The sequence below is a fragment of the uncultured Endozoicomonas sp. genome, from assembly GCF_947495845.1.
Classification (GTDB): Bacteria; Pseudomonadota; Gammaproteobacteria; order Pseudomonadales; family Endozoicomonadaceae; genus Endozoicomonas.
Genome location: NZ_CANMAO010000030.1, coordinates 1 through 26226 on the forward strand (window position 1 = coordinate 1; position 26226 = coordinate 26226).

General features: G+C 45.2%; 25 protein-coding genes. 6 read left to right on the forward strand and 19 right to left on the reverse strand.

The window, feature by feature from the left end:
* Nucleotides 1-27: 27 nt before the first annotated feature.
* The 3 genes from Q1B11_RS16355 to ruvB form a co-directional block, all read right to left on the reverse strand.
* On the reverse strand, nt 28-813 hold the full coding sequence (locus Q1B11_RS16355; protein ID WP_299734381.1) for a hypothetical protein: 786 nt from the start codon (nt 811-813) through the stop codon (nt 28-30).
* Between the two features lie 83 nt (nt 814-896).
* Nucleotides 897-4469 carry a hypothetical protein gene (locus Q1B11_RS16360; RefSeq protein ID WP_299734382.1) on the reverse strand — a complete coding sequence of 1191 codons (3573 nt, stop codon included), beginning with the start codon at nt 4467-4469 and terminating at the stop codon, nt 897-899.
* A 744-nt stretch (nt 4470-5213) separates the two neighbouring features.
* Complete coding sequence (gene ruvB, locus Q1B11_RS16365; protein WP_299734383.1) at nt 5214-6218, reverse strand: Holliday junction branch migration DNA helicase RuvB; 1005 nt, start codon at nt 6216-6218, stop codon at nt 5214-5216.
* Between the two features lie 247 nt (nt 6219-6465).
* On the opposite strand from ruvB, the gene rarD reads away from it, so the two are divergent.
* Nucleotides 6466-7356: an EamA family transporter RarD gene (rarD, locus tag Q1B11_RS16370; RefSeq protein ID WP_299734384.1), complete on the forward strand. Its 891-nt coding sequence runs from the start codon at nt 6466-6468 to the stop codon at nt 7354-7356.
* On the opposite strand, the gene ruvA is transcribed toward rarD, so the two are convergent.
* The 11 genes from ruvA to Q1B11_RS16425 all read right to left on the reverse strand — a co-directional run bounded on the left by ruvA (nt 7353) and on the right by Q1B11_RS16425 (nt 18513).
* Nucleotides 7353-7970 carry a Holliday junction branch migration protein RuvA gene (ruvA, locus tag Q1B11_RS16375; protein WP_299734385.1) on the reverse strand — a complete coding sequence of 206 codons (618 nt, stop codon included), beginning with the start codon at nt 7968-7970 and terminating at the stop codon, nt 7353-7355. The two genes, rarD and ruvA, sit on opposite strands and share 4 nt — an antisense overlap.
* Nucleotides 7971-7982: 12 nt before the next feature.
* On the reverse strand, nt 7983-8501 hold the full coding sequence (ruvC, locus tag Q1B11_RS16380; RefSeq protein ID WP_067514546.1) for a crossover junction endodeoxyribonuclease RuvC: 519 nt from the start codon (nt 8499-8501) through the stop codon (nt 7983-7985).
* Nucleotides 8502-8780: 279 nt separating this feature from the next.
* Nucleotides 8781-9260, reverse strand: coding sequence for a CAP-Gly domain-containing protein (locus tag Q1B11_RS16385; RefSeq protein WP_299734386.1), 480 nt, complete (start codon nt 9258-9260; stop codon nt 8781-8783).
* Nucleotides 9261-9425: 165 nt separating this feature from the next.
* Nucleotides 9426-10172, reverse strand: coding sequence for a YebC/PmpR family DNA-binding transcriptional regulator (locus Q1B11_RS16390; protein WP_299734387.1), 747 nt, complete (start codon nt 10170-10172; stop codon nt 9426-9428).
* Nucleotides 10173-10229: 57 nt separating this feature from the next.
* Complete coding sequence (gene aspS, locus Q1B11_RS16395) at nt 10230-12014, reverse strand: aspartate--tRNA ligase (RefSeq protein WP_299734388.1); 1785 nt, start codon at nt 12012-12014, stop codon at nt 10230-10232.
* Between the two features lie 62 nt (nt 12015-12076).
* The gene (locus tag Q1B11_RS16400) at nt 12077-12349 is read right to left on the reverse strand and encodes an FmdB family zinc ribbon protein (RefSeq protein ID WP_299734389.1); all 273 of its coding nucleotides are present in this window, start codon (nt 12347-12349) and stop codon (nt 12077-12079) included.
* Between the two features lie 362 nt (nt 12350-12711).
* Nucleotides 12712-14286 (reverse strand): hypothetical protein, encoded by a 1575-nt coding sequence (locus tag Q1B11_RS16405; RefSeq protein ID WP_299734391.1) that lies wholly within the window; start codon nt 14284-14286, stop codon nt 12712-12714.
* 271 nt (nt 14287-14557) lie between these two features.
* Nucleotides 14558-16099, reverse strand: a complete 1542-nt coding sequence (locus tag Q1B11_RS16410) for a hypothetical protein (protein WP_299734393.1) — start codon at nt 16097-16099, stop codon at nt 14558-14560.
* A 30-nt stretch (nt 16100-16129) separates the two neighbouring features.
* On the reverse strand, nt 16130-16594 hold the full coding sequence (locus Q1B11_RS16415; protein WP_067514564.1) for a tetratricopeptide repeat protein: 465 nt from the start codon (nt 16592-16594) through the stop codon (nt 16130-16132).
* A gap of 143 nt (nt 16595-16737) precedes the next feature.
* Nucleotides 16738-17988, reverse strand: a complete 1251-nt coding sequence (locus Q1B11_RS16420; RefSeq protein ID WP_299734395.1) for an OprD family outer membrane porin — start codon at nt 17986-17988, stop codon at nt 16738-16740.
* Nucleotides 17989-18171: 183 nt separating this feature from the next.
* Nucleotides 18172-18513, reverse strand: coding sequence for an HU family DNA-binding protein (locus Q1B11_RS16425; protein ID WP_299734397.1), 342 nt, complete (start codon nt 18511-18513; stop codon nt 18172-18174).
* Nucleotides 18514-19466: 953 nt separating this feature from the next.
* Here Q1B11_RS16425 and Q1B11_RS16430 point away from each other — a divergent pair.
* Nucleotides 19467-19892 carry a cold shock domain-containing protein gene (locus tag Q1B11_RS16430; RefSeq protein ID WP_299734447.1) on the forward strand — a complete coding sequence of 142 codons (426 nt, stop codon included), beginning with the start codon at nt 19467-19469 and terminating at the stop codon, nt 19890-19892.
* A gap of 160 nt (nt 19893-20052) precedes the next feature.
* Here Q1B11_RS16430 and Q1B11_RS16435 read toward each other — a convergent pair whose 3' ends face one another.
* Both Q1B11_RS16435 and Q1B11_RS16440 read right to left on the reverse strand, forming a co-directional pair.
* The gene (locus tag Q1B11_RS16435) at nt 20053-20244 is read right to left on the reverse strand and encodes a SlyX family protein (protein WP_299734399.1); all 192 of its coding nucleotides are present in this window, start codon (nt 20242-20244) and stop codon (nt 20053-20055) included.
* A 69-nt stretch (nt 20245-20313) separates the two neighbouring features.
* On the reverse strand, nt 20314-20763 hold the full coding sequence (locus Q1B11_RS16440; protein WP_299734401.1) for an HIT domain-containing protein: 450 nt from the start codon (nt 20761-20763) through the stop codon (nt 20314-20316).
* Between the two features lie 136 nt (nt 20764-20899).
* On the opposite strand from Q1B11_RS16440, the gene Q1B11_RS16445 reads away from it, so the two are divergent.
* Nucleotides 20900-22618, forward strand: coding sequence for a proline--tRNA ligase (locus Q1B11_RS16445; RefSeq protein ID WP_299734402.1), 1719 nt, complete (start codon nt 20900-20902; stop codon nt 22616-22618).
* Complete coding sequence (locus Q1B11_RS16450) at nt 22578-23189, forward strand: lytic transglycosylase domain-containing protein (protein ID WP_299734404.1); 612 nt, start codon at nt 22578-22580, stop codon at nt 23187-23189. Before Q1B11_RS16445 ends, Q1B11_RS16450 begins: the two co-directional genes overlap by 41 nt.
* A gap of 138 nt (nt 23190-23327) precedes the next feature.
* Here Q1B11_RS16450 and Q1B11_RS16455 read toward each other — a convergent pair whose 3' ends face one another.
* The 3 genes from Q1B11_RS16455 to Q1B11_RS16465 are packed head-to-tail and all read right to left on the reverse strand — an operon-like array spanning nt 23328 to nt 25368.
* Nucleotides 23328-23603, reverse strand: coding sequence for an acylphosphatase (locus tag Q1B11_RS16455; protein ID WP_299734406.1), 276 nt, complete (start codon nt 23601-23603; stop codon nt 23328-23330).
* A complete protein-coding gene (locus Q1B11_RS16460) occupies nt 23596-24072 on the reverse strand; it encodes a TlpA disulfide reductase family protein (protein WP_299734407.1) in 477 nt (158 codons plus the stop codon). Before Q1B11_RS16460 ends, Q1B11_RS16455 begins: the two co-directional genes overlap by 8 nt.
* 54 nt (nt 24073-24126) lie before the next feature.
* Complete coding sequence (locus tag Q1B11_RS16465; protein ID WP_299734409.1) at nt 24127-25368, reverse strand: YihY family inner membrane protein; 1242 nt, start codon at nt 25366-25368, stop codon at nt 24127-24129.
* 127 nt (nt 25369-25495) lie between these two features.
* Here Q1B11_RS16465 and arsC point away from each other — a divergent pair, with 127 nt between their 5' ends.
* Complete coding sequence (gene arsC / locus Q1B11_RS16470; protein ID WP_299734411.1) at nt 25496-25843, forward strand: arsenate reductase (glutaredoxin); 348 nt, start codon at nt 25496-25498, stop codon at nt 25841-25843.
* Nucleotides 25844-25857: 14 nt separating this feature from the next.
* Nucleotides 25858-26223: a DUF2069 domain-containing protein gene (locus tag Q1B11_RS16475; RefSeq protein WP_299734413.1), complete on the forward strand. Its 366-nt coding sequence runs from the start codon at nt 25858-25860 to the stop codon at nt 26221-26223.
* Nucleotides 26224-26226: the final 3 nt, after the last annotated feature.

A 26226-nucleotide genomic window follows, 5' to 3' on the forward strand; every position in this document is an offset into this window, starting at 1 on the left:
CGTTGGGGATGGTTGCTTTTTAGCTGATTATTCGATTGTTGTTGAACTATTGTGCTTTGGGAACTCTAAAGTCGAGTACCCTGTACATGGCCCTTTTTTAGCAAACTCATGAATAGATCTCATTCTTGGTAAAGAGATTCCGTTAGCAAATACAATATCACCATGCTGATTCGCAATAATAGCACGAGAATCATGACTCAAATTTACTGCATCGCCTAATAGTTTACGCCCATCTATATCTATACGAACAAAACCCAGCCGCCCACTTTGTCTAATACTCCTGACAAGATAACTTGTAATAAACGAGTCTGGTTCCTTAATCACTCCATGCACATACCAGTACTGCCCATTTTTTCTGAGACTATCGTTATCAAGAAAATAGGTATCATCAACATGTGGATATACTTCAAAAAGAACGTTCTCAGAAATTTGAGAATGGTCGGAATACCACAAAACACGATCATTTCTATCATAACCTGCCTGGCTTTCAATAAATTCTACCAAACTAACAGAAACGATATGACCAATACTTTCATCGTTATTAAGAAAGTCATTCAAACCAAAGTTTTCTAAATCAGAAATAGTTGAAACCGAAGAAAGAGCCCAACCAAGAGTGACCACAAACCTCAAATTTCCATCAACAACCGCCGAGTAACGCAATGTTTCATTAATATGATTTATTGCTATTTCAGAAGATATATATCTAAAAGCAAAAAATAAAAAAACAAAAGATAGAATAATGTAAAATACAAATGCTGGAAGCAGGTTAAATAGAGCAATCTTTTTCCTTATTGAAATAGATTTACCAGACATTTAGAAACAACTCAACAAACAAATAAACCTTAGACAATTCCAGTAAGAAAACGTTTAACCAGAACAAAGAAAAAAATGATTTATCACCTCTCAACATGAGGAATAGAATCCAATAGATCATTATATGAACCTGATTTACAAATTACAGTTAAGTCACTCACCTGAGCATAATCTCCACTGCAAAACCCATAAAGCCCACCTAAAAATATATAATCACTATCTTTACCCTCCTCTGAAAACAATTTGGTAATTTCAGTGATGCTATAATTATCTCTAAAATATAAACAGGCATCCCTCCCCCACTCTTCACTCCTTATAGTTTCGAACTGCCAAAGGGTATAGTGACTACTTATGACAGAATGCATCAGAATAAAAATCGTCTTCGGCGCATTTGTCTCAGAGTTCAAAATTGCAGCACCGCCTTTAGAGATAGACAGTAGATAAGAAATATAACCATTCAACAATTTTTCTACTGGATACAATGTAGTGGATAAGCCAGAGAAATCTGCATTGTATAATTGTGGAAATTCTTTAGATTGGCACATACATTCATCTGGTAAAAACCTTGCAATTTTTTTTAGAAAAGCCTCTTGAACTTTCTCAACTTCAGCCCCGACTCTGAGACAGGTTAGCTGATTAAGAGCGCAAAATATCTTTTCACAAACCATCAAGTCCTCAATAGAACTTTTCCCCACGCTCACCAAATTTTTCAAATTATTGCATACGGGTTGTGGGATTTCAGAGCATCCATCTATTGAAAAGCAAGACCAGACAAAAAGCTCTAAGTCTTCATTAAAATACTGATCAGGGACAACATGATTAAATAACAGCAATGAAGATTTATCTTGCAAGTGTGAAAACAACTCATCATCAAATTCAGGATAAGATTCAGCTATAACAATATTCCGAACATCTTCTCCTGTGCTATTTTTTTTAGGTTCATAGCTATAAGAAACAAGCCTGATCTTACTTCCTTCCTTCGGGAAAGGTTCGATAACAGTTAATTCAATACGATCTCCTGTTAACTCTCTCAATACTCTTAACAATACTGGAACCGTAAATACCTTCCCACAATCCCCCTGGCTCAGGATTTTCTTTAGCACCTCAGAATACCTAACCGAAATATCAGTACTTGCACATTTATCATCAGAACTTATTTTATGATAACTGTTCTTCAACCAGCATCCGACAACCGATTGAATATTTCCTTTTTCCAACAATGACTCCTTAGAGATAAGTTTATATTTAAACCCACAAACACTCCTTAGATAACAATCCATTTCATCTCTGTTAAAAACACTTAATCTCTTATTTATTTTTGCTGCACCCCCTAAATCAAAACTATCTCTCGCCAATTCAGTATCCTGACACTGGCCTCCGATCTCTTTAAGAAATTTAAGGTCACGACCAGAAACAAAATCCAACACCCTCGAGCCATCCCGGATGTTTAAATCACTATGTCTTCCCATATAAGTAATTAAAGAATCAGATTTCATAAAAGCTATAAATTTCTCATTAACAAGTTCTGCCAGCTCTTCTTCTTTGGAATGAAGAGCATTCTTACATTCTTTTGCATCACTTGTACCGAGAAAGTGTAGACAAAGCCAATTAGTAAACTCTGCAACCTTCGCCAACTCTGTACTGAAGATCCCTACCACTTGTTTCATACTTTTACAGCATTTATCATTATTTATTGATTTTACATGAGTAGATTCTAAACTCTCTTTCTGTCCATTAAATTCCTCGAATAATCTTCGAGTCATTGTATAAGAATGTAAAAGTGATGTACAAAAACAAGTAGATATCTTTTTAATTCTGACATCACGCAATGAGGGGTATTTAGTGGTAACAAACTCTGTACCTGGGGCTATTTCACCATCACATGTAAAAAAAGGAGGTGAAGCATCAATACAATGCAGTACCTCTTCACCATCTTCTTTCACAAGTACAAAATTTTCCGGGTTTGGATCTACCATGCATGTCAAAATTGGTCTATCACCGGCAACGGCACTTTTTTCATTAAAAGCTTTACATTGCATGACACACTTAATAATACTCCTAATAATTTCAGTTTTATATTCTACACTATTATCAGAATTAGCTAAAATTTCACTAACCATATTTTCTTTTTTATATTTCTTTTGAACACCTGCACAGATAAATAAGTCTTCTGTTCCACCTTCTGCAACTTTAGCACCTGCAACCTTAGCACCTGAAATTTTAAACATTGAATAGATAACAGGGCTTAGTTTTACACTCATGAGTTTGCCCACACCATCAACATCAACCTTGGTTTCAAAGGCTTCTTTGATAAGGCTCATAGAGACCCTTATCGAATTCAACGTTATTACCGCCTTTTGTTGCGGCATTCCGTTCTTGATCATTTTAACAACAAGCCCAGGAAATAGCTTATGATCATAAACTCTCTGAGATATTCCCTCCCCCAAAACACTTGACTTCAAACCAAAATCACTACTCACCTCTTTTAATATTGCTTCCAGAACCTGATTAGTTCCATGCCAGATCAACCTATTATTTACCTCATCATTAGTCAACCTACTATTAGATTGAGTTCTTACTAGTTTTTTCAATGTTGCCGGGTACTCTTTTTTATCATCAATCATATCATCCAGCAAATTAGATTCATCAATCTTTTTAACTGGAATCTGATACTCTAAATAAACAGGGCTATCATTTTGATCAGATATACTTCTGCTAAATGACAAACAAGACATATCTATTTCTTTTTGAAACACATACCTGAACGAGGAAAAATTTGACACCTCCTGAGATAGTGGTATCTCTTTTCTAAACTTTATTAAAGCCGTAAAAACGCCAACATCATATTTTCTTTGCAACTCAACCAATCTATCAACAATCCCCTTATATGCATTCATATCATCCAACGTGGCCAACCTAAACCCTCCTATCACACCCCAATCACCTATATCAAACTCTACATTTTTATCCTCTACATTTCCCCAGCCTAAAGAACCACCCTTAAAATAGTCGCTGTAGACTTCCAGCTGTGGTGTTTTAGCTTCTGAATATTTACTATTTTTGATACTCACATATAGATCACAGCCATTCCCTGAATCACTATCTTTTAGTGAAAACTCGAGATCATACAATACACCTGAGATCATTTTTTTTTCTTTATACATTTCCCAAAGTTGTTTTACTACTTCGTGATCTTGCTTAAAAACTTCGGAGCCATCTTCTTTTTTTTCACAAATTCCGTTAAAAAAATATTTCATATATGGAAAATTCTCCCATGCTTCAACACTACCGCCTCTCTCTGGAATACTCTCTAAACGGATTAACCTACGCTTTTCTTTCGGTACAGGATCAATTCCGGAAGAAAAATTAAATTTTACGTCTAGTTGATGAGATGAGACTAACAGTCTATTTATTTTAGAAGACGATATTTTACTATCAGTCGGCAGTTTCTGTGTACGTAAGGAAGGATGCTTCGGCTGGAGTGGAATATTTTTTTTAGGGTTGATGACTATAGCAACCCCTGCAACACCCATTGTGCCTTTTTCATTCAACGAGGCCACTTTTTTATTATCAATTCCTACTTTCGTCTCTAATGATTCATTACTGTAACCAGCACCACCCCTGACTGTGCCACCAAAATTACTACCCATCGCCATTTTTTTAGTACTCTTTGTTCAAGAAGAGCGGTTATACCTGAAGCGTAAGTCTCAGGAAATCATCCAAACAATCATTTAACTCTATTGCTATTCCAATTTCACAAAATATTGTCATTAGCATGCAATTCATTATATTCAAACTTATCATCCAACTTCCTTCAATTTTCTGTAATTCGATAACATTACCCAATGTTGGTACCATCTACTTCTCATTTCGCTTAAGTAGTTGGCCATTTGGAATCGAATATTTCTGGCTTGTTGACCAGGTTCTCTGCAAGGCCCAACGGCGGGAGCATAGCGAGCTATGTGACCAGAGTTGCAACGCAGTCAGAGAGCCTGATCAACAAGTCAGAAAATATGATTTCAGGTGGTTAACTACTTATTAGTTGCTTTCATATTTCAATTTAGCCGCAATACTCTAAGCCTCTGAAATTTAGCTGAACAATTTCAAATAAAAAATATTTTAGCCCATGATGTATCAAAACTGTGAAATCAACTCATAAGTACCCAACCATATGAAATCATATTTTCTGGTTCATTGGTTAGCCACTCTCGGCAACCTGCTCCTGCCTTGCACTACCTCCTGCATCCCTGCTGTCGTGCGGCGTTACATCTACGATCACATAGCTAATACCCATAGGGCATAAAGGCTATGCTCACTCCGATGTGCCTTGCAGAGTAACCAACCACTAAGCCAGAAATATTCGATTTCATATGATCGAGCACTTAGGCTTGCTGCGGATATTACTTATTATATTGATATCCAAAATGCAGATATGCGCTTTTTGTCAACACTCTCCCTCTCGTAGTTCTCATAATATAACCTTGCTGAATAAGATAGGGCTCCAGCACATCTTCAATAGTATCTCTTTCCTCGCTGATCGCAGCTGCCAAGCTATCTATACCAACTGGACCACCGTCAAACTTTTCAATCATTGCTAACAGTAAGCGACGATCCATATTATCAAAGCCATTGCTGTCAACATCCAACATGGTCAGTGCTCCATCTGCCAGCTCTTTCGTTACCACACCATTACCTTTTACTTCTGCATAATCTCGTACTCTACGGAGTAATCGATTGGCAATTCGTGGGGTTCCTCTTGAGCGGCGAGCTATTTCACTAGCAGCCTCGTTATCCATTTGAACACCCAGTATTCTTCCGGAACGAAGTACGATGTCACATAGATCAGCAACATTATAAAACTCTAAACGCTGAACAATGCCAAACCGATCTCTTAGCGGGGAGGTGAGCAAGCCTGCTCTTGTGGTTGCGCCAACCAGCGTAAAAGGGGGAAGATCTAGCTTAATGGATCGAGCCGCAGGCCCTTCACCGATCATGATATCCAACTGATAGTCTTCCATAGCCGGATACAATATTTCCTCTACTGCTGGACTCAGCCGGTGAATTTCATCAATAAAAAGAATGTCGTTGGGTTCAAGGTTCGTAAGCAGCGCCGCTAAGTCACCGGCTTTTTCAATAACCGGTCCTGATGTTGAGCGAATCTTACTGCCCATTTCATTAGCCAGTATATGGGATAGTGTCGTTTTACCAAGACCAGGTGGTCCAAAAATCAAGGTGTGATCCAAGGCATCGTTACGCTTTCTGGCAGCCTGGATAAAGATGTCCATCTGCTCCCTGACTTTTGGCTGGCCAGTATATTCGCTGAGGCGAACAGGACGTATGGCACGATCCTGCACTTCTTCATTAGGGCGTTCCTGTGCCGAAATCAAGCGATCAGCTTCTATCATGATGTTTTCCAATAAATAATTAGTAACAGATTACCACTACAAGGTGGTGATGCGAACGCATAATCACGAATGGAACTAAAGAACCAAAGTACTGTCTAATCTGCCGTAAATGAATCGGGTATGCCTTGAGAAGCTGTTAATGATCTTTCTGCAAGCTGCAAAAGATCATGAACAGCTTTTTAGCGACTATGCTATCAAGACTTACCACGAGTAGTGCTAATTGTCCTATTAACTTGGCAGAGCTGTAATGTCATCACAACTATCCACAACCGGGTTGACCTGTTCCATCCTTGCCTCCCTGCTGTTTGGGTTGATCCCATGGTATGTTCAATTTTTAGAACCTCTGGATGGCTCCTTGTTATTTTGGAACCGTATTTTGTTCTCAGCCATCACCGCATTCATTGCGTTGGTTCTGTTTAAACAATTGGGTTATCTAAGAGCGCTGTTTTCACAACCTAAAAATGTCGCTCTGCTCTCAGTGGGTACGGCCTTGGTGGCTGTTCAGTGGTGGCTTTTCGTCTGGGCACCGGTAAATGATCTTACAACGGAGCTTTCTCTGGGCTACTTTTTTCTTCCTCTGACATTAGTGTTAACAGGTCGTATAGCTTACGGAGAAAAGCTCCGCCCGCTCCAGTTAACTGCCGCCATTCTCGCCGCCATCGGTGTTGGACATGAAATATATCAGTTTGGTTCTCTTTCCTGGGTCGCTGTGGCCGTTGCTGCTGGGTACCCTTTCTACTTTCTCATTCGCAGAAAAGTGAAGGTTAACAGTCTTACCTGCTTCTTCTTTGAGAATATGTTGCTGCTTCCTTTTGCCCTTTTTGCCATTGCTACAGATAACAGTTTTTCATCTGCATTAATGGCGCAGAGCCATCTATATCTGCTGCTTCCCGGGCTTGGCGTGCTAACTACTGCTGCCATGTTGGTCTATGTAGCCGCTTCAAAGTCGCTCCCCGTTAGCTTGTTCGGCCTGCTCAGCTATCTGGAGCCGGTGATTATCTTTATGGTCGCGGTTTTCATTCTTCGGGAACCATTACCAACAGCGCAATGGGTGACCTACGGATTTATATGGATGGCAACGATGATCATTTGTATAGACTCTATCCGTATCATTGTCCGCAGGCCTGCTGTCGTTTAGATCATGCTCTTCAGAGCCTGTCGAATTAACTCTTCGCTAGACAGGCCATCCACTTTAATTCGGGCAATGACCTTGCTCGCATCCTGAGATTTATAGCCCAGGGCAACTAACGCGCTGATCGCTTCCTGCTCAGATTCTGCATCCTGGCGTTCAACCACTTGGCCCAATGGTGTGCCGCTCAGGCCATCAAACGACGCCGCGCTTGTATCCCATTTTGAGAGTTTGTCCTTAAGCTCGACAATCAAACGTTCTGCTGTTTTTTTGCCAACGCCCGGCAATTTAACCAGTCTCGAGCTATCGCCATCGTGCACACTGCGCACAAACTCAGTAGCATCAATACCAGATAGTAGTGTTAAACCCAACTTTGGACCAACCCCGTTTACTTTGATCAGGGTACGAAATAGTTCACGCTCTCTGGCATCACTAAAACCATAGAGTAACTGAGCATCTTCACGCACGACAAAGTGAGTATAAATAATCACTTCTTCGCCAGTCTCAGGCAGGCGGTAAAACACCGACATGGGTGCTTCTACGTCATAACCTACACCCGATACATCAATCAGCAGGTTAGGTGCTTTTTTTTCCAGCAAAATTCCACGAAGTCTGCCAATCATGTGATCAGATCCTTAACGTAAACGACGATTTCTTCGCCCGGTGGCACCAGCCATGCGCACAAGACTGGCGCGGGTGTGAGAGTGGCAAAGAGCGATAGCCAGTGCATCTGCGGCATCTGCCTGTGGTGTTTTATCCAACTTTAAAATGGAGGTAATCATATGTTGCACTTGGGATTTCTCCGCTGAACCTGTACCTACCACTGCCTGCTTTACCTGCCGGGCAGAGTATTCAGAGACTTCCAACCCATGATTCACTGAAGCAACAATCGCAGCACCCCGAGCCTGCCCGAGTTTTAAAGCGGAATCCGCATTGCGCGCCATAAACACCTGTTCAATACCCACCGATTGCGGTGCGTACATTTCAATCACCGTATTGATGCCCTGAAATATTTGCAACAAACGTTCTGGTAACGGTGCATCCTGTATGCGAATACAACCGGACGCTACATATTTGCACTGGGAGCCAATCTCTTCAATAACGCCATAGCCTGTGATCCTGGAGCCTGGATCAATTCCCAATAAGATGGCCATTCCTGTCCTTCAAAGCTGTATTACTGTAAAAATAATACTGTATATATGTACACCTTTCCAGAACAATATCGCATAGCTCCCTTACAATTGAGAAACAGTGCATTACTAAAACAGACTACGAAAACAAGGCACAAAGGCTTAATCTTGGTACGTTGCTTTTTGGGACAAGTTTGCAATGAATAACCAAGCTAAAACCTTATTGATCATAACCTTTTTGACCCTCACCCTTTTTACCATCACGTTGCTATTTAATTTGTGAATACTTCTGAAAAAATCTTTTCATTCGCTCTTTAATACACTATCAAACGGCACTATTGCTGCATGGCCTTCCTCAGTTTGAAATAAGGGCACACCACTTACAGTACCTCTTCCATTGCCATAAGGTATATCCAGCTTGATTCCAGCATAAAGCCCCTGATGTTTATTATCATTAATAAATCCAGTCCACTCAACGACACCAAACGCTTGCACTTCCACTCCTTTAGAGACTTCGGTAAAAATAGACACTCGCTCCCCAGTTTTTAGATTTTCACATTCAGAAGACTCAGGAATTTGAGGCATAACCTGATCAGTTTTCCTGTCTGCAATACCAGTATATGCCGGCCCTTTTGAGCCTTTATTTAGTAGGTTAACGCCTTCAACCTGCTCAATACTCTTTCCATCCTTACGAACAACTTGATCAGCTTCCGACTGCGGCTCTAGATTTGGCTTTGGCCAGCCAGTACCTCCGGCTCTTCCGGATTGATTAGATGGTTCCATGCTTTTCTCCAGTAATAAGTTAGTTTTATTTATGTTCTGGTGATACGCATAACATTGCGCACATTACTCAGACACCAAAAACCCACCTGTTACTCCCTTAAACCATAAAAAATGCCCGGTGTTTTCACACCAGGCATTTTTAGCTCGTCAACCAATCCAATAAAATCAGCCCAGCTGTTCCATCACCTCAGCAGAAATATCCGCATTGGTGTAAACATTCTGCACATCGTCCAGATCTTCCAGACGATCAATCAGCTTCATGATTTTTTCTGCACCAGCTAAATCCAGTTCTGTTTGTAGAGAAGCGATCATAGCGACCTCGCCACCCGCAGGCGTCAGGCCAGCCGCTTCCAGTGCATCTTTTACCGCCATGAACTCAGTCCATTCGGTCAGCACTTCGATGGAACCATCATCATTGGCCACAACGTCTTCAGCACCGGCTTCCAGAGCGGCGTCCATCACCTGCTCTTCATCGGCACCTTCTTCAAAGAAGATCTGACCTTTGCGTTCGAACATGTACGCAACGGAACCGTCAGTCCCAAGGTTGCCGCCGTGTTTGGAGAACGCATGACGCACTTCCGCAACGGTACGATTACGGTTGTCCGTCAAACATTCAACCAGCACCGCAATACCACCAGCGCCATAACCTTCGTAGGTGACTTCTTCCATGTTGGAATCGTCATCACCACCAGCACCACGAGCAATGGCTCTGTTGATGGTGTCGCGGGTCATGTTGGCGGCCAGCGCCTTATCCACAATCGCACGAAGCTTTGGATTATCTTCTACCGCTCCACCGCCCTGCTTGGCTGCAACCACCAGCTCACGGATGATTTTGGTGAAGACTTTTCCCCGCTTGGCGTCCTGTGCAGCCTTGCGGTGTTTAATGTTGGCCCATTTACTATGACCTGCCATAGAAAACCTCTGTTTGGAACTTTACTGGCAGCCTCTAAAGAAGCTGCCACTTATTAATCAGTGACTGGTTGCAGACGCCGGATCGCGACGAATACGCAGATTCAAATCACTCAGCTGCTGGCTTTCCACTTCACCCGGCGCCTGAGTCAGCAAACAGGACGCTGACTGGGTTTTCGGGAAGGCAATCACTTCACGAATGTTGGTTGTACCGCACAGCAACATCACCAGACGATCCAGACCAAAAGCCAGACCACCGTGAGGCGGCGCACCGTACTTCAGAGCGTCCAGCAGGAAGCCAAACTTCTCACGCTGCTCTTCTTCCTGAATATTCAGTACACGGAATACCGCTTCCTGCATATCCTGACGGTGGATACGCACAGAACCACCGCCCACTTCATAACCATTCAACACCATATCGTAGGCGCGAGACAAGGCTGCCTTTGGATTGGCTTCCAGCTCTTCTGGTGAACAGGTTGGCGCGGTGAATGGGTGATGCAGTGCCGTCAGAGAGCCATCGTCGTTTTCTTCAAACATCGGGAAGTCAACTACCCACAGTGGCGCCCAATCGCAAGTGTAAAGATTCAAGTCTTCGCCCACTTTACTGCGCAATGCACCCAGCGCTTCGTTCACGATGGTTTCTTTATCCGCACCAAAGAACACGATGTCGCCATTAGCTGCGCCAATGCGAGACATGATGTTCATGGTCACGTCATCGCCCAGGAACTTGATGATCGGAGACTGCAGGCCTTCAACGCCTTTTTCTAGCTCGTTGACCTTGATCCAGGCCAGACCTTTTGCACCGTAAATACTGACGAACTTGGTGTAGTCATCAATCTGCTTACGGCTCAGCTCGGCACCGCCGGTGACTTTCAGGGCAGCAACACGGCCTTTTGGATCTTCCGCCGGGCCTTTGAATACTTTGAAATCAACGCCCGCCATCAGATCGGCAACGTCAACGATTTCCAGTGGGATTCGCATGTCTGGCTTATCAGAACCAAAGCGCTTGATAGCGTCGGCGTATGTCATGCGCGGGAATTCACCGCCCAGATCAACGCCTTTCACTTCGGTGAACAGCTTTTTGATCAGGGATTCGGTGATTGCCATGATCTGATCTTCTTCCAGGAAGGAAGTTTCAATATCGATCTGGGTGAATTCTGGCTGACGATCAGCACGTAAGTCTTCATCACGGAAACATTTAACAATCTGATAGTAGCGGTCAAAACCAGAAACCATCAGCATCTGCTTGAACAGCTGTGGTGACTGTGGAAGCGCGTAGAAATGTCCAGGGTGAACACGACTTGGCACCAGATAGTCACGAGCGCCTTCTGGGGTCGCGCGAGTCAGCATTGGCGTTTCGATATCCAGGAAGCCGTTGTCTTCCATATAGCGGCGAACCACAGAAGTCGCTTTGCTGCGGATAATCATTTTTTCCTGCATTTCCGGACGACGTAGGTCAATCACACGGTGACGCAGACGAACGTCTTCGCCCACATCGGTGTAACCTTCGATCTGGAACGGAGGTGTTTGTGCCTGATTCAGGATTTCTACCTGCTTACCCAGAACTTCGATTTCACCGGTAGACATGTTCTTGTTCACGGTGCCTTCCGGGCGTGGACGAACAAAGCCGGTGATTTTCAGAACGTATTCGCTGCGCGCCTTATCCGCCAGGGCAAACGCTTCTACGGTATCCGGATCAACCACAACCTGTGTCAGGCCTTCGCGGTCACGCAGATCCAGAAAGATAACACCACCGTGGTCACGACGGCGATGTACCCATCCGCACAGGGTGACTTCCTGCCCATCGTGGGAAAGATTCAGTTCGCCGCAATAATGGCTGCGCATAATATACCTCTTATCAGGAACTCAAAAACTTCACATCCGGAATCTTCGTACCGGAATACAAATCAATCGCTGGTTGCCGCACAACCGCCACAGCCGCTTTTGGTGTCTTTCGACGGGCAGTGGTTATCACTGGAAGCCAGGTTCTTCTTGCTTCCACCTTTAAAATCGGTTTCGTACCAACCGCTGCCGCCCAGACGAAACGCCGGGGCGCTCAACAACTTCTTCAGTGCCGGTTCGCCACAGGTCGGGCAATCGCTTAACGGGGCATCACTGAATTTTTGAATGGCTTCAGTGACTTCAGAGCACTGCTCGCACTGGTATTCATAGATCGGCATCGACGCTGGTCTACCTTTACTCTCAACTTTCTTACAATGAATCCTCCACACACCGGGACTCACCAGAGTGCGGATTTTCGCAAAACCGCCATTATACCCCAAAGGCAGAGAGAGTCAGCCGTTGTCAATAAAAAAGGGGAAATAAAAAAGGGGAAATAAAAAAGCCGCGCAAGAGACTACGCGGCTTATACACAAAGGATTTCAAGTTGCTACGCGGCGGCAAGTGAGTGAAGCCTTTAGGCCCTCGGGTCCCGTGAACCTACAAATAGTAGGTGATCGGGGTGAGCGAGCGCAGCCAACAAAGTAGCAACTTGAAAGGCGACGGGTATATTGGAAGAATCAAACGGTTTAAAAGAATGACATCAAGCCCAACCACCTTTTTTGATCGTTGCCTGGGCATCCTCCTTCCCTTTCTGGATAACCGTCATCAGTTCCTGCATTTGCATTTCTGAATCCAGAAAGCTATTAACCTGCTCCTTGGAGGCTTGCTCCAGACCAGCTTGCTGCATCAACGCATCACCAAACTCTGAGAGCTGCTCAGTCAGCAAGAGACGAGCAAAGACGATAGGACTATCCGCACCTTCGAGGCTCAAGTTATCACCGAGATAAGTTTGCCCAGCTGAACGACTAAGATGATCACCGTTAAGGCCCCGAGCCAGAAGAATGACCGACAGTGCCTGATAAATATCTTCTACCGCATAATCAGGCGTTGAATCATTCACTCTGAAATCGTTTGCCTCTCGGACCTGCCCAGGTGCGTATTGCTTCAGCAAACCACCAAATATTTGCTGTACCAGCTCTTCCCTGCGCTGCTCACCTGCAGCCTGGCTGGCTACTTTCTCAGTCTGACTCGAACCAACATTAGTAAAATCCAACTGCTGTATCCTCGCCAGCTCATCCTGTAAAACCTGCTCCATTTCTTCACTTTCAAAGTACTGACGCAAGCGTTGCAGCTCAAGCTTAAGCTCATGCAAGCGCTCTTCACCGGATTCAACATCTTCTTTAGAAAATGCCCGTACCGGACCCACCGACAGCGCCCGATGAATAATATCTTCATACAAATAGAGAGTGAGTAGCACCTCTTTTACCGTCAACTCTGTCAGCTTTTCCGCCCGCGCTTTTTCCGCTGCTTCAATTGACGCTTTCAGGTTTTTTATTTCTTCCTGAATCTCGCTCATTTCTGTACCCAGCTCACTCAACTCTTCATTAATCAAAAGCAAGTGATCTGGATTAACTGGATTACCATTTTTTTCAGCGGAATTTATGTCTTTTAATGCAGAAATAACTTCCGGACGATGTTTATAAGCTTGCTGTACCGCTAAAATAATATCGTTGTGGTTTTCAGCAACACCACCCTGAGCTGCGGTGAGCGCAAGCATTAACTGCCCATGCACTACTTGCGTACTGGCCAACTCTCTGATTTTATCCGCGAGCTCAAGCCTTAAAGCAACCAACTGCTCTCCAATTTGTGCGATTTCGGTAACCAGCACGGCCACCTCAAGTTTCATTTCCTGATACTGCCGCCGCTCCTCTGCTGCAGTGGCAATCCTCTGCGCATTATTGACAATTTTCAGGTCACTAATCATGCCTCTCAATACAATCAGTATTGTGGTTGAATCCGCTTGAAAATCGAAGCTGCCGGTTCTGAGATAATCGTTATAACTGGATAACTGACCGGTAATCATTTTGAGTTTTTTCTGAAAAGGCAGCTCGGTATTTACATCATCACTGTCGTCCATTGATGGTTCATCAAGCGTTACAGAGTCCATTTTTGTTGAGACACTTATGCCTTTTTCGTGTGATTGCGCATGGGAAACTGTTGACTCGGGGCTGTACCCGGAACTGATTTCACCTTTGGGTGACTGCTCACTGCCGGAAACAATACCCACTGAAGGAGCATCTGAAGTAGTGCCTGTTTTATTGATTGAATCCGCCATAGCAATCCTCCATGATCACTAACTGGTGCTAATACCAATTCTGTTTTTAAATTATGGGCTGCGCAGCCATTTTGGACGACTGGATCAGCGTTGAAGCTCCTCGCCATAGCTACGGCTATGACTCGTCTCTTCGCCTTGCCCACTCACCCAAAATAACTTGCTCACTCCACAATTTAAAAACGACATTGGTATAACTGCACATCGGGGAATATTTTTGTAGCCGTTTTTTGTAATCGGTTCTTGTAAAGAAGAGTTTAACAGCGCTTGATGATCAAGCTCTGTTAGCTCTTCGTATCGCCGCCTGAGAAAGCGTCTGATCTTTTCTGGCGTTCAGAACCAATTCATCCACTTTACGCTCAGCATCCAGAAGCCGGGAAATCTGATCTCTTGATACTCCATCCAAAACGGGTTGCTGATCCAGCTTTGCCGCCAACTCACCCAGTTCGCCAGTCATCTTTTCTCTAAGTAGCGATAAAGCGAAGGAGCCGGAGTCATCATTAGCCAGAGCGTTATTACCGTGATGATTTTCAATACCGGATAACAGCACCACCGCCAGAGCTTCTGAAACGCTCTGAATATCCTGTGGCGAAGGCGTATCTTGATTATTAATAAAATTCAACGCATCCACATTTTGCAGATCAAATACTTCTGCCAGATCACCGAAGATTTCAGGCAATAAAACTTCTCTAAGCTGAACCGCTATACCTTGTGGATCAATTGTTTCATAGCGCACATTGTCACTTTCTTTCGCGTCGGCTCTTAATTGCTCAATAAACGATGATTTAATTTTATCTTTTGCAGCCTTATCTTCAAACACTTCTCGCAAGCGTTGCAGCTCTGCTTTTAACGCTTGCAGTTTTTCTTCTCCCGACTCGGCATTTTCATTATTCACCGTTCGAGTGGCGTCATTTTCAAAGGCGCGAACAACTACCTCTTCTTTATCACCCAATGCCGCCAATACACTCTTAATAGTGACAAGAATGCCATACTGCGTATTCGAAGCATTTAGTTCAGCGAGATTATCATTCAGCGTGTCGACCTCCGCCTGCAAAGAGCTCTCTTCTGCCTCCAGGCGTGACACCTCACCAGTAGCCACATCCAGATCATCCTCATTCGGCGCCGCACCAGCCGAAACCGCATTTTGGATCTGGCGTATTGCGTTAATGACTTCTGGTTTATCTGCAAAAGCAGCCTCAAAGTCCGCGCTCAAGTCTGGATCAATAGTATCGCCATTTTGTGCAGCAGTGAGGACATCAGTCAGAACTGTCAGCGACCCCCTGGTTGCCGACAATTGTTCTTCCTTAGCTTCTAACGCTGTTGACTGAGTTTCAATTTCTGCCTCAAGCGCGTCAATTTCAGAGGTTATCTCAGCGGCACTAGAATGCATTCGCTGCACAAACATCCTTTCACCAGCAACGGTTGCAATACCTTGTGCCTGATTAATCACTTTCACATCATTCACCAGGCCTCGAAGCACCAGCAGAATGGACGCGGTATCTGACTGAATATCAAACCCACCAGAGGACATAAAGCTACTATACGACGACAGCAAACTGGTGGTTGCTGCCAAGCGCCGTGAAATGACGCTTTCAATTGAGGTCTCATCCACTTCTGATGATGAAGGCGTATCGAGGGCAACCTCACTGCTTTCAGAAGCCGTTCCATCGCCTTCGGTGTATGACACTGAATCATCAGAACCATAACCACTACTGACCGTACTTTCCGTATCGCTATTATTAACAGCTGCTGCTGTTGATGATGAAACTGGCTCTGTGGATGGCGTACTGCCACTGCCGCTTATTGGGCTTGTCATAGAAACCTCCTCCCTGAATCCAATATTCCTTTATCTTTTATTTTTCAACGCCGCAAACAGGCGCTGAGCAATGTGTAATTCGCTTTTCCACCGAACACCTTTCTGCGCTCTGAAGATCGCTTCGGACAGCGATTTCAAAGCCAGCGTTTTCTGATTCATGGCCTTAAAACTTTTACCCATCACCAGAGAAGCCCTTGGGTCTTTTGGCTCGATTTTTTCGGCGTAGGAAAGTGACGCTATCGCCAGATCAAATCGCCCAAGTTCAAACAGAGACATTCCCAACCCAAGAAAGTAACGATGGCAAGTGTGGTTCATCAAACAAAGGTGACGAAAAATTGTCACTGCGTCTTTATATTGCCCAGCATTAAACTGGGTGAACGCCACTTTATAGGCTTCATCCAGCTGGCTTTGACTGATATTGCGGAGTTTCTGAAAAGTGCCGCCCTGAGCCATCCAGCCCAGTACGTTAGACGCGGTAGTCGGTTGATTATCCATGCCCCTGAGAGCCTCATCCCTGCACAAAATCCCTGATAGTTACTGAAGTATAACCAGTCTGACAGGATTGAACGGGATCATTGGTCTTATGGGCATAAAAAAGAGGGCACAAGGCCCTCTTTTATATAGCTGTGACAGCGGGTTTAGAATACTGAAACAGAGTAGGTCAGGAAGAAACGATCAACATTGGTGTTGTAGATAGTGCCTAAGTTCTGATTAGCTGCGGCAGCTCTCTCTCCTTCCGCAGTACCTTCTGCACGGTAATTAATATGCAGCCAAGCCAGTGACAACCCTTCCAAAGAGCCGTCAAACGCATAAGACAGGTAGCTTCCGTATTCACGACGCTTGAAGTCTGCAACGTCTTTAGCATCTTTACCTTTGGCGTACCACAGATCCCAACTCAGACCTTCAAGACCTTGGTCAGCAAAGTTGTAACCAGCACTTACAACATAAGCTTTCTCATCTTCCAGAGCGTAGTTTTCCCACTGCGCAAGACTGGAGTTAAACTTATCGTTAGAACTTCCACCAAGGTAATCAGTCTCGAAGTCATCATCAGATGTAATGTTGTAGCCCAATCCAACATATGCGCTGCCGAAATTATAAGCTGCATTCAGGTTGTAATATTTTGATTCATAGTTATCACCTGACTTATCACTTTCAGCCTTACCATAACGGGCATCGAGATCAATTGAGCTATTATCATCCAGGTCAAACCCATAAGATGCTTTCAGGAAAGACTGCTCCAGACCTTCATTAACTTTTCCGAACTCAGCAGCGAGACCAAGACCTTCATAGCTGTAGTTGGCCCCCAAAATTTTCAGTTCTTCGTCAACAGAATTACTGAACGCTGACTCATTACGCTGACTAACACCGGTGATTTCAGTGAAATAAACATTAGCACCACCGAAACCAGCAGATAGATCGTAACCGTTTGAGCTAGCTGCAAGGATACGAGAGCCAGAGTCTGAATAAGTTTCAGTGCCACGCTTTTTAACACCAACAGAGCCAGCAAAATCAACACCACTAAAAGTAGTTTTTGCTTTTAGGTAAGCCTGTTGGAATCCTGTTACGTCATTGCCATCTTTGCCATTACTGCCTTCAGCAACGTTTGAGAAAGAACCATCGTTATCCAATGCACCGGCATAACCGGCAGTGACAACAGCACCTACCAGATCATTTACATAACCAGTGTCGAAATCAGCGATCAGGCCATGCGCCCATTCACTGGTATCTTTATCACCGGTATCTTTGGCGGTGTTATCCCAGTAGTAGTTTTTATAAGTAAACGTCAGACTAGGATCAATTGTTACAATTTCTTCAGCAGCCTGAACAGAAGTAGAAGCTACGGCTGCAGCAACAGCCACACCCAGTACGCTTTTGGCGAGGGTTTTCATAATCGGAATTGCTCCCTGTAGTGTGTGTTTTATTTATTATTGCGACTATCACTAACCGGCATAAGCGGCTCCCCTAGTGACATACTACTTAACGCAACGTGAAACCATTCTTTACCATCACCGGACAAAATGCAACCACAAAAAAAGGGGCTTTTTAGCCCCTTTGTCAATAAGCAATTTCGCCTACGAAGTCGCAAACTCTTTCAACTTCTTCAGCGGTCTTACTTTCACTTGAATAGACGCTGGCTTGGCAGCCACATCCATCAACTCACCTGGCCTGAATGGATTGGGCACACCTTTTTTGGCTTTTTGCGCCGGTTTCTTTTTCGTAATTATTTTCAGCAAACCTGGCAAGGTAAACTCACCACAGCCACGTTTTTTGATGTGTCGTTCAACCAGATCACCCAGCTCATCCATCACATCGTTGACTTGCCGACGACTTAACCCGGTGTTTTCAGCAATTTCTGAAAGCATCTGGGTTTTGGTGTATTTATCTTTAATAGCGGGGGCTTTTTTAGCGGCCATATCAGACTCTCCTGATGAAATTCCCTTTAAATGTCCATTACGATAAGGCATTGAATGCTCGCCAATGCTTTATGCTTAACCCACCAGAACGACGTATCATCACTCCAGCAAAGGCATGCCAGCTAACGGCGTTACACTACTGCTTTATCTGCCACTGCATCAGACGGATAGAATACCCTTCACTCTCTTTACTGCCATCCCTTACAGCTTTCCCTGAGAGCTATGCCCATAAAACATACAACTAGCGCCTGACAAAATAACCATCAGTACGATGCTTGCTTTATTGAACAATACAAGTATTCAATACCACTATAATTAGGGCATTTTTCGATGTCGAGTACTTTTCAATCAATAATTCACACTTAATTTGAGAAAATTAGAGCATAAAGGTAAATTATCGTTTGCCATGAGGAGCTGTTATCTTCATAGCGCAGAAGCATTTTCTATGAACGTCGCTTCTGTTTTAAGTAGCCAATCATATGAAATCGAATATTTCTGGCTTAGTGGTTAGTTACTATGCAAGGCACACTGGAGTGAGCATAGCCTTTATGCCCTATGGGTATTAGCTATGTGATCGTAGGTGTAACACAGCAGAGTGGCTGACCAATAAGTCAGAAAAAATGATTTCATATGGTTGGCTGCTTTATAAAAACGTCATGATATCAAGTGCGCCCTTCATTAGTTCAGGGCTTTTAGAAAAGGCTTAGTTATCTTCACCTTATACGGATAAAAACCAGAAGGAACATGCTTTGAAACAGTTAAAGCGTATAAATTTACTGATCGGCCTGGGCACCGCGTGCCTGCTGATTGCCAGCCTCACCGGCATTATCACTTTTTCATCAACACCGGTCACTGTCAGCAGCTCTGTAGCGATTGCGCTGCTAACCGCATCACTTCTTAACCTGATGGCTACCACCGTATCAGCACGGAATGGTGCCCGCCGAGGCCTGCAAGTGCTCGGTGCGTTATTGTTTGCTGCTGGTGCAATAACCGCTGTCATTTTGTTTTACGGCGCTGCGGCAAGCGGCCAAGCCTCCACCACGCTCTTTGGTGCCACATTGGTACTATTGAGCTTTGCAACACTGCTGCAACTCTCTGCCACGCTGGATACAGTGATTTCTTCAAAACCAGCAACATTCACATTTACCGAAGAATTTACCGAAGAAGATTCAGATCGCGAAGGCGGTTCGGTCAAATGGTTTAACGTGACCAAGGGCTTCGGCTTTATTACCCGGGATTTGGGTGATGACGTGTTTGTTCACTATCGCGCCATTCGCGGTGAAGGGCATCGCACTTTGAGCGAGGGTCAGAGAGTAGAGTTTATTGTTGTGGAAAAAGACAAAGGACTTCAGGCAGAAGACGTTACCGCTGTGCATTGATTGATTTCACCTGAATCAAGCACAACGGAAATCATATGGCTTAGCTAAGAAAACCGTTCTCCGTTTACCGTTATCCGTAAAAGCCTTGCTGCTTGCGCTTTACGGATAACGGCAAACGGAAAGCGCTTCTCTGAACAGTGAAGTTGTTCAGAGACAGTCCTTAGTAATGGGGAGGTGGCGCCTCCTCATGATTACCACCTTCCTGCTGCTCGGCAGCCATCACTTCAAACTGCTTTTTCAACTGTGAAAATGCTTCGGTCAATCGGGTTATATCTTTCTGCTGTCGTGTAACTACTTCGTTGAGCTGAGCAATCGTATCTTCTTGAAAGCTCAGTTGTGTCTGAAGGTCCATCAATTCATCCTGCACATTTCTTCTCCTGCATTTTATGAGAGATTCAACCTTGAACCATACTGCTATGAATCACACCGCCATTTGAAATGGAAAATCACCACTTAACGCTTCGGTTACCTTAGCCAGCACTTCTGATCGTTTTTCTTCTGAGTAGGGAATAGCCGTAAATTTTCCCCATACCGGCGCAGGCCACGCTATATCATGGCTGTACCGTACCACATGATGAATATGAAGCTGTCTGACCATATTACCTATGGCCGCTACATTCATTTTCTCCGCGTCGAACAACACAGAAAGTACTTCAGCAAAGAACGAGGACTCACGTAACACTTGCTGCTGAACCTCTTCATCCAGCTGATAAAGTTCTTCAGCGTCAGCAACGCGCGGAACAAGAATAAACCATGGATATTGACTGTCATTCATTAACAACAGCCGACAAACCGGAAAGTCACCCAACACAATACAGTCATTTGCCAGCTGGCTATTCAAATCAAATGCGCCCAGCGCGAAGTCCTTCAAAACCTACTCCTTGTGCAATTTATTACGGCAAAAACAGGCGCAGAGTAGAGCCTGAACAAATCAGCAGTTGGTATAACAATCACTTGGGCTTAAAATAGCAGTTTATTTATTTTTGTATAGCCCGGTAATACAACCTATGAAAACCAGTCAGTACCTGATTCCTACCCTCAAGGAAACACCTGCCGATGCGGTGGTGATCAGTCACCAGCTGCTATTACGTGCGGGCATGATCCGTAAACTGGCGTCTGGTCTCTACACCTGGCTGCCGTTAGGTCTACGCGTATTACGCAAAGTGGAAAACATCGTTCGTGAAGAGATGAACCGCGCCGGCGCACTGGAAACCCTGATGCCAGCCGTTCAACCTGCCGAGCTGTGGCAGGAAACCGGTCGTGGAAACCAGTTCGGCCCTGAGCTGCTGCGCTTCAAAGATCGTCATTCCCGCGATTTTGTTATCGGACCAACCCACGAAGAAGTCGTGACCGACATCGCCCGCAACGATCTGAACAGCTACAAACAGCTGCCTATTCATTTGTACCAGATCCAGACCAAATTCCGCGATGAGCGCCGCCCACGTTTTGGCTTAATGCGCTGCCGTGAATTCCTGATGAAAGACGGTTATTCCTTCCACGCTTCAGAAGAGTGCCTGCAGGCGGAATATCAAAATATGCACAATACCTATTGTCGTATATTTGATCGCCTGGGTATGGATTACCGCCCGGTTCAGGCAGACAGTGGTGCCATTGGCGGCAGCGGTTCACAGGAATTCCATGTTCTGGCGGAATCCGGTGAAGATGCCATCGTCTTCAGTGATCAAAGTGATTACGCAGCCAACATTGAAAAAGCCGAAGCACTGGCACCGGAAGGTGATCGCCCTGCGCCATCTGAAGAGATGACTCTGGTCGCTACGCCAAATGCCAAAACCATTGATCAACTGGTCGAGCAGTTCAACCTGCCCGTTGAAAAAACGGTGAAAACGTTAATCGTCGCAGCCACTGAAGAAGCGGAATACGACTTTGTTGCCCTGCTGATTCGCGGTGATCACGAACTCAACGAAATCAAAGCAGAAAACCTGCCTGACGTTGCTTCGCCTCTGACCTTTGCAACAGAAGAGCAGATCAAATCTCTAATGAACGCTGGCCCTGGATCACTTGGTCCGGTTAACTGTCCGATTCCTGTTGTGGTCGATCGTACCGTTGCCAAAATGGCTGACTTTGGTGCCGGCGCAAACATTGAAGACAAACATTACTTCGGTATCAACTGGGATCGTGACTGCACTTTCAGCCGTATTGAAGATCTGCGCAACGTACAGGAAGGCGACCCAAGCCCTTGCGGTAAAGGTACGCTGGTGATCAAGCGCGGCATCGAAGTCGGTCACATCTTCCAGCTGGGTACAAAGTACAGCGAATCCATGAACGCCACCGTGCTGAGCGAAAATGGCAAGGCCATTCCGCTGGCTATGGGTTGTTATGGTATTGGTGTATCCAGAACCGTTGCCGCCTCGATCGAACAGAACAACGACGCTCGCGGCATTATCTGGCCAGAAGCCATCGCACCGTTCCAGGTTGCCCTGGTGCCATTAAAAATCGAAAAATCCGAAGTGGTTCGTGAAGCAGCAGAAACGCTGTATAAAGAACTGACTGAAGCCGGCTTTGAAGTGCTGATGGATGACAGAAAAGCTAGCCCCGGTGTGAAGTTTGCCGATATGGAGCTGATTGGTATTCCTCATCGCGTGGTCCTGAGTGACCGTGGACTGGCCGATGGCCTGGTGGAATACAAGCACCGTACCGCTACCGACAAAGAAGACATTCAGATCAGTGATATTATTCAACTACTTAAAGACCGCATTAACGGCTAACCAGTGGCTTAACGCATCTTCCAGAACGCTCGCGGGCGTTCTGGGCTTGCTCGCCGCTGTCAGTACGACCAATGTAGCCAGCCAACCAACACTGCCTCCACCCTCTGCGGACAGCTCTGAAGCGCTGTTGAAAGACTATGAAGCGCAGATTTGGATGGTGGATATGTCCAACCGACTTTCCCGATATATCAAGGAACCGGATTTGCGACGGGAAGTTTTAGAGTTGGTTTATAGAGAATCATCCCGCGTGGATTTACCGCCGGAACTGGTGCTGGCATTGATTCACACAGAATCTGCCTTCGACCACTTTGCCCTTTCTTCAGCGGGTGCCCAAGGCTTGATGCAGGTGATGCCATTCTGGAAAGTCATTCTTGGCAGCAAGCATGATAATTTGATGAATCCGAAAACCAACATCCGTTATGGAGTGGCGATTCTGGATCATTATCTGGAAAAGGAAAAAGGCAATCTAACCAGAGCACTGGCTCGGTACAATGGCAGCCTTGGCAAGACGTGGTATCCAGAAAGAGTGTATACAAACCTTGAACGACACTGGTTAACGACTCAATGGTAATATACCCGTCGCCTTTCAAGCTGCTACTTTGTTGGCCGCTTTCGTTCACCCCGATCACCTACTATTCGTAGGCTCACGGGGCTTCACTCAATTGCCGCCGCGTAGCAACTTGAAATGCTTTGGGTATATATTGTGCTGTTAACCCGTCGTAAACCCATCAAAGGTTTGATAATCCGCCTCATCAGTCACCGTAACATTTTTAACTTTGGAAAATGGCGACCCTTTATGGAGCCATTTCTCCAGCTGTGACACCGCAGATTCAGGTCCACACATCAATACTTCAACCCGACCATCCGGCAGATTTCGAGCCCAACCACCAACGCCTAATCGCCTGGCCTGCTCCTGAGTGGAGCCACGAAACCAAACGCCCTGAACCCGCCCCTCCACAAAAGCACGTCTGCATATATCAGCCATTAGCACCAGCCTTGCTCAATTGCTGGATGGTAGCCTCCAGCACTTCACGGGTTTGAGGACCTATCAGTTTTTCAACAATTTTTCCTTCCGGAGAAAGAATAAACGTCGCTGGCAACACTTGAGGAGGAGAGACTTTCAAAGCTATGAGAGGAGACTCCAGTAACACAGGAAAACGAATACCAAGGGCTTCTGCCTTATTGATCAGCTGCTCTCCCTGGCTGTCGTCATAATCCACACCTACCACTCTGACCTTGCCATCGTCAGATAACGCATTCAGTTCCGGCACTTCATCCCGACACGGCCCACACCACTCGGCCCAGAAATTCAGCACCAGCCATTGGTTATCATCACTGCGCAAATCCACAGCCTTACCTTGTGTATCGGTAAAATCCAGAGGTTGAGAGCAACCCACCAAGAAACTCAGAACGACAGCAAGGAAACTGAACTCTATGACTTTTTTTATTCTCATAACTGCCTCTAACCCAAATAAACCTGTTCAGTATTAGCGACGAAAAGCCCCTTATCAAGACTGCTTTGACAACAATTCATCCAAAGAACAATCAAACGCCTCTACCCGGGTATGGTTTACGGTTCGAACCCGATGAATCAGTTCGGAAAGCCAGTTAGGCTCGTCAGAGAAAAGAATATTCTCCAGCTCCTCATCCAGCGGCATTGGCCACGGTAGCTCTTTGCAAAAATCAAAGAGACTCACTTGCCGAAGATCCCGGGTCAGAATCCACTCCCCACTTTCATTTTTATTGATCAAGCCCATAGACATCAACCGAGCCGTGTGGGATTCCCAATCATCGAGAGAAACCGGAAGATCACGCTTCTGAACATCCGAGAAATTCAAACCATCACCCGAGGTAAACTTCACCTGTAACTGTTTAAGTATTAACAGTATTGAGATTAATGGATGCGGGTGATCAATACGCCCCTGTCGGCCATACAGATCCAGTGAGCGAACCAGTACAGCCCCCAACAAGACCATCAACCAACTCAAATATACCCAGAGTAGAAACAGCGGTACGGCGGCAAAAGCCCCATAAATCAAATGATAAGTAGGCGACAGTGTAATAAAGAGGGTAAAGCCCATCTTCGCCAGTTCCACCATAATCGCCACAAAGAAAGCGCCCGCCAAGGCATGCAGCACAGGCACTTTGCGATTAGGAACTGCGGTATACAACAGTGTCAGCACAAGTGTGCTGAGGAAAATCGGTATCAATCGCAGCATCCACTGCTCACCGCCAATAATGGCCGTGGTATCGGATACCAGCTTGATCGAAGCCAGATAAGACGTTGCCAAAAGCCCCGCAGACAGGAATAACGGCCCCAGGCTGAGGATGGCCCAATAGAGCAAGAAACCAGAAATGCCTCGACGAACATGAGACACCTGCCAAATATTATTTAATGCTTTATCGATGGTTCGCAGCATCAAAAACGACGTGACCAACAGGAACATCACACCAACACCGGTCAGCTTACGAGCCTGCTGTGAAAATTCATTAAGATAGGATTGAACCACTTCTCCGGTGGAAGGCACAAAACTTTCAAAGATGAAATTCTGAACGGTATCCCCCACATCCTGAAGATCGGGCACCGCAGAGAGTATGCTATAGGTCACCGTCATCAGCGGGACAACAGCAAAAAGTGTCGTGTAAGTGAGAGCCGCTGCATTTTCAAGGCATCGGTGTTCGATGAACCGCCTACCAAGCTCAGAAACAAAGCTCTGAAATGTTGACCAGATATTAACCGCCGGTGCCATAGTGCACTCCCTGTCCGCCAGAGAGAAAAGTGTACCGAATTACCGACTCAAAATAAAAAGTTTGCAGAGAATCCCCGGTGATTGGTAGGCTCTGCCATCATCGGCTATTCCAATAAAAGAGAGAACCATGGGCGTTCAAATCTATCACAATCCTCGCTGCTCAAAGTCCCGACAGACTCTGGCATTGCTCGAAGAGCAAGGCATTACCCCAGAAATCATCCTTTATCTGGAAACGCCACCTAACGCCGACAACATCAAAGAACTGCTAGGCCAACTGGAAATCAGCGCCCGAGAACTTCTGCGCAAAGGTGAGGCAGACTTCAAGGACAACAACCTGAAAGACACATCACTCTCCGATGAGCAATTGATCGATTTTATGTGCCAATTCCCGAAACTGATTGAGCGCCCCATCGTCGTTAACGGTTCAAAAGCCAAAATAGGGCGACCACCCGAATCAGTCATCGACATCCTTTAACCGGACAAATAACAATGCAAAAAAAGGCGAACCGTATTTACCATATCAGTCTGGCACTTTACGCCGGGCTGGTACTTTCACTGCTGGCAGAAACCTGGTGGTTTACACCACCGGATAACCATGTATGGATTATTTCTCTGCTGCAGTTACTTCCACTATTTTTACCGCTTTACGGATTACTAAAGAGAGGCATACGGGCAGCCTCCTGGCTCTGCTTTATTCTTTGTTTTTACTTTACCAGCGGTGTGCTGGACGCATGGCTACGACCAGAGCAACCTCATGGTTGGTTTATCACCGGCTTTAGTGTTTCGCTCTTTATCACCTCCATAATGTTTATTCGTTGGCAGGCTCAGGCTAACCGTGAAATGGCTAATGCTTAGGAT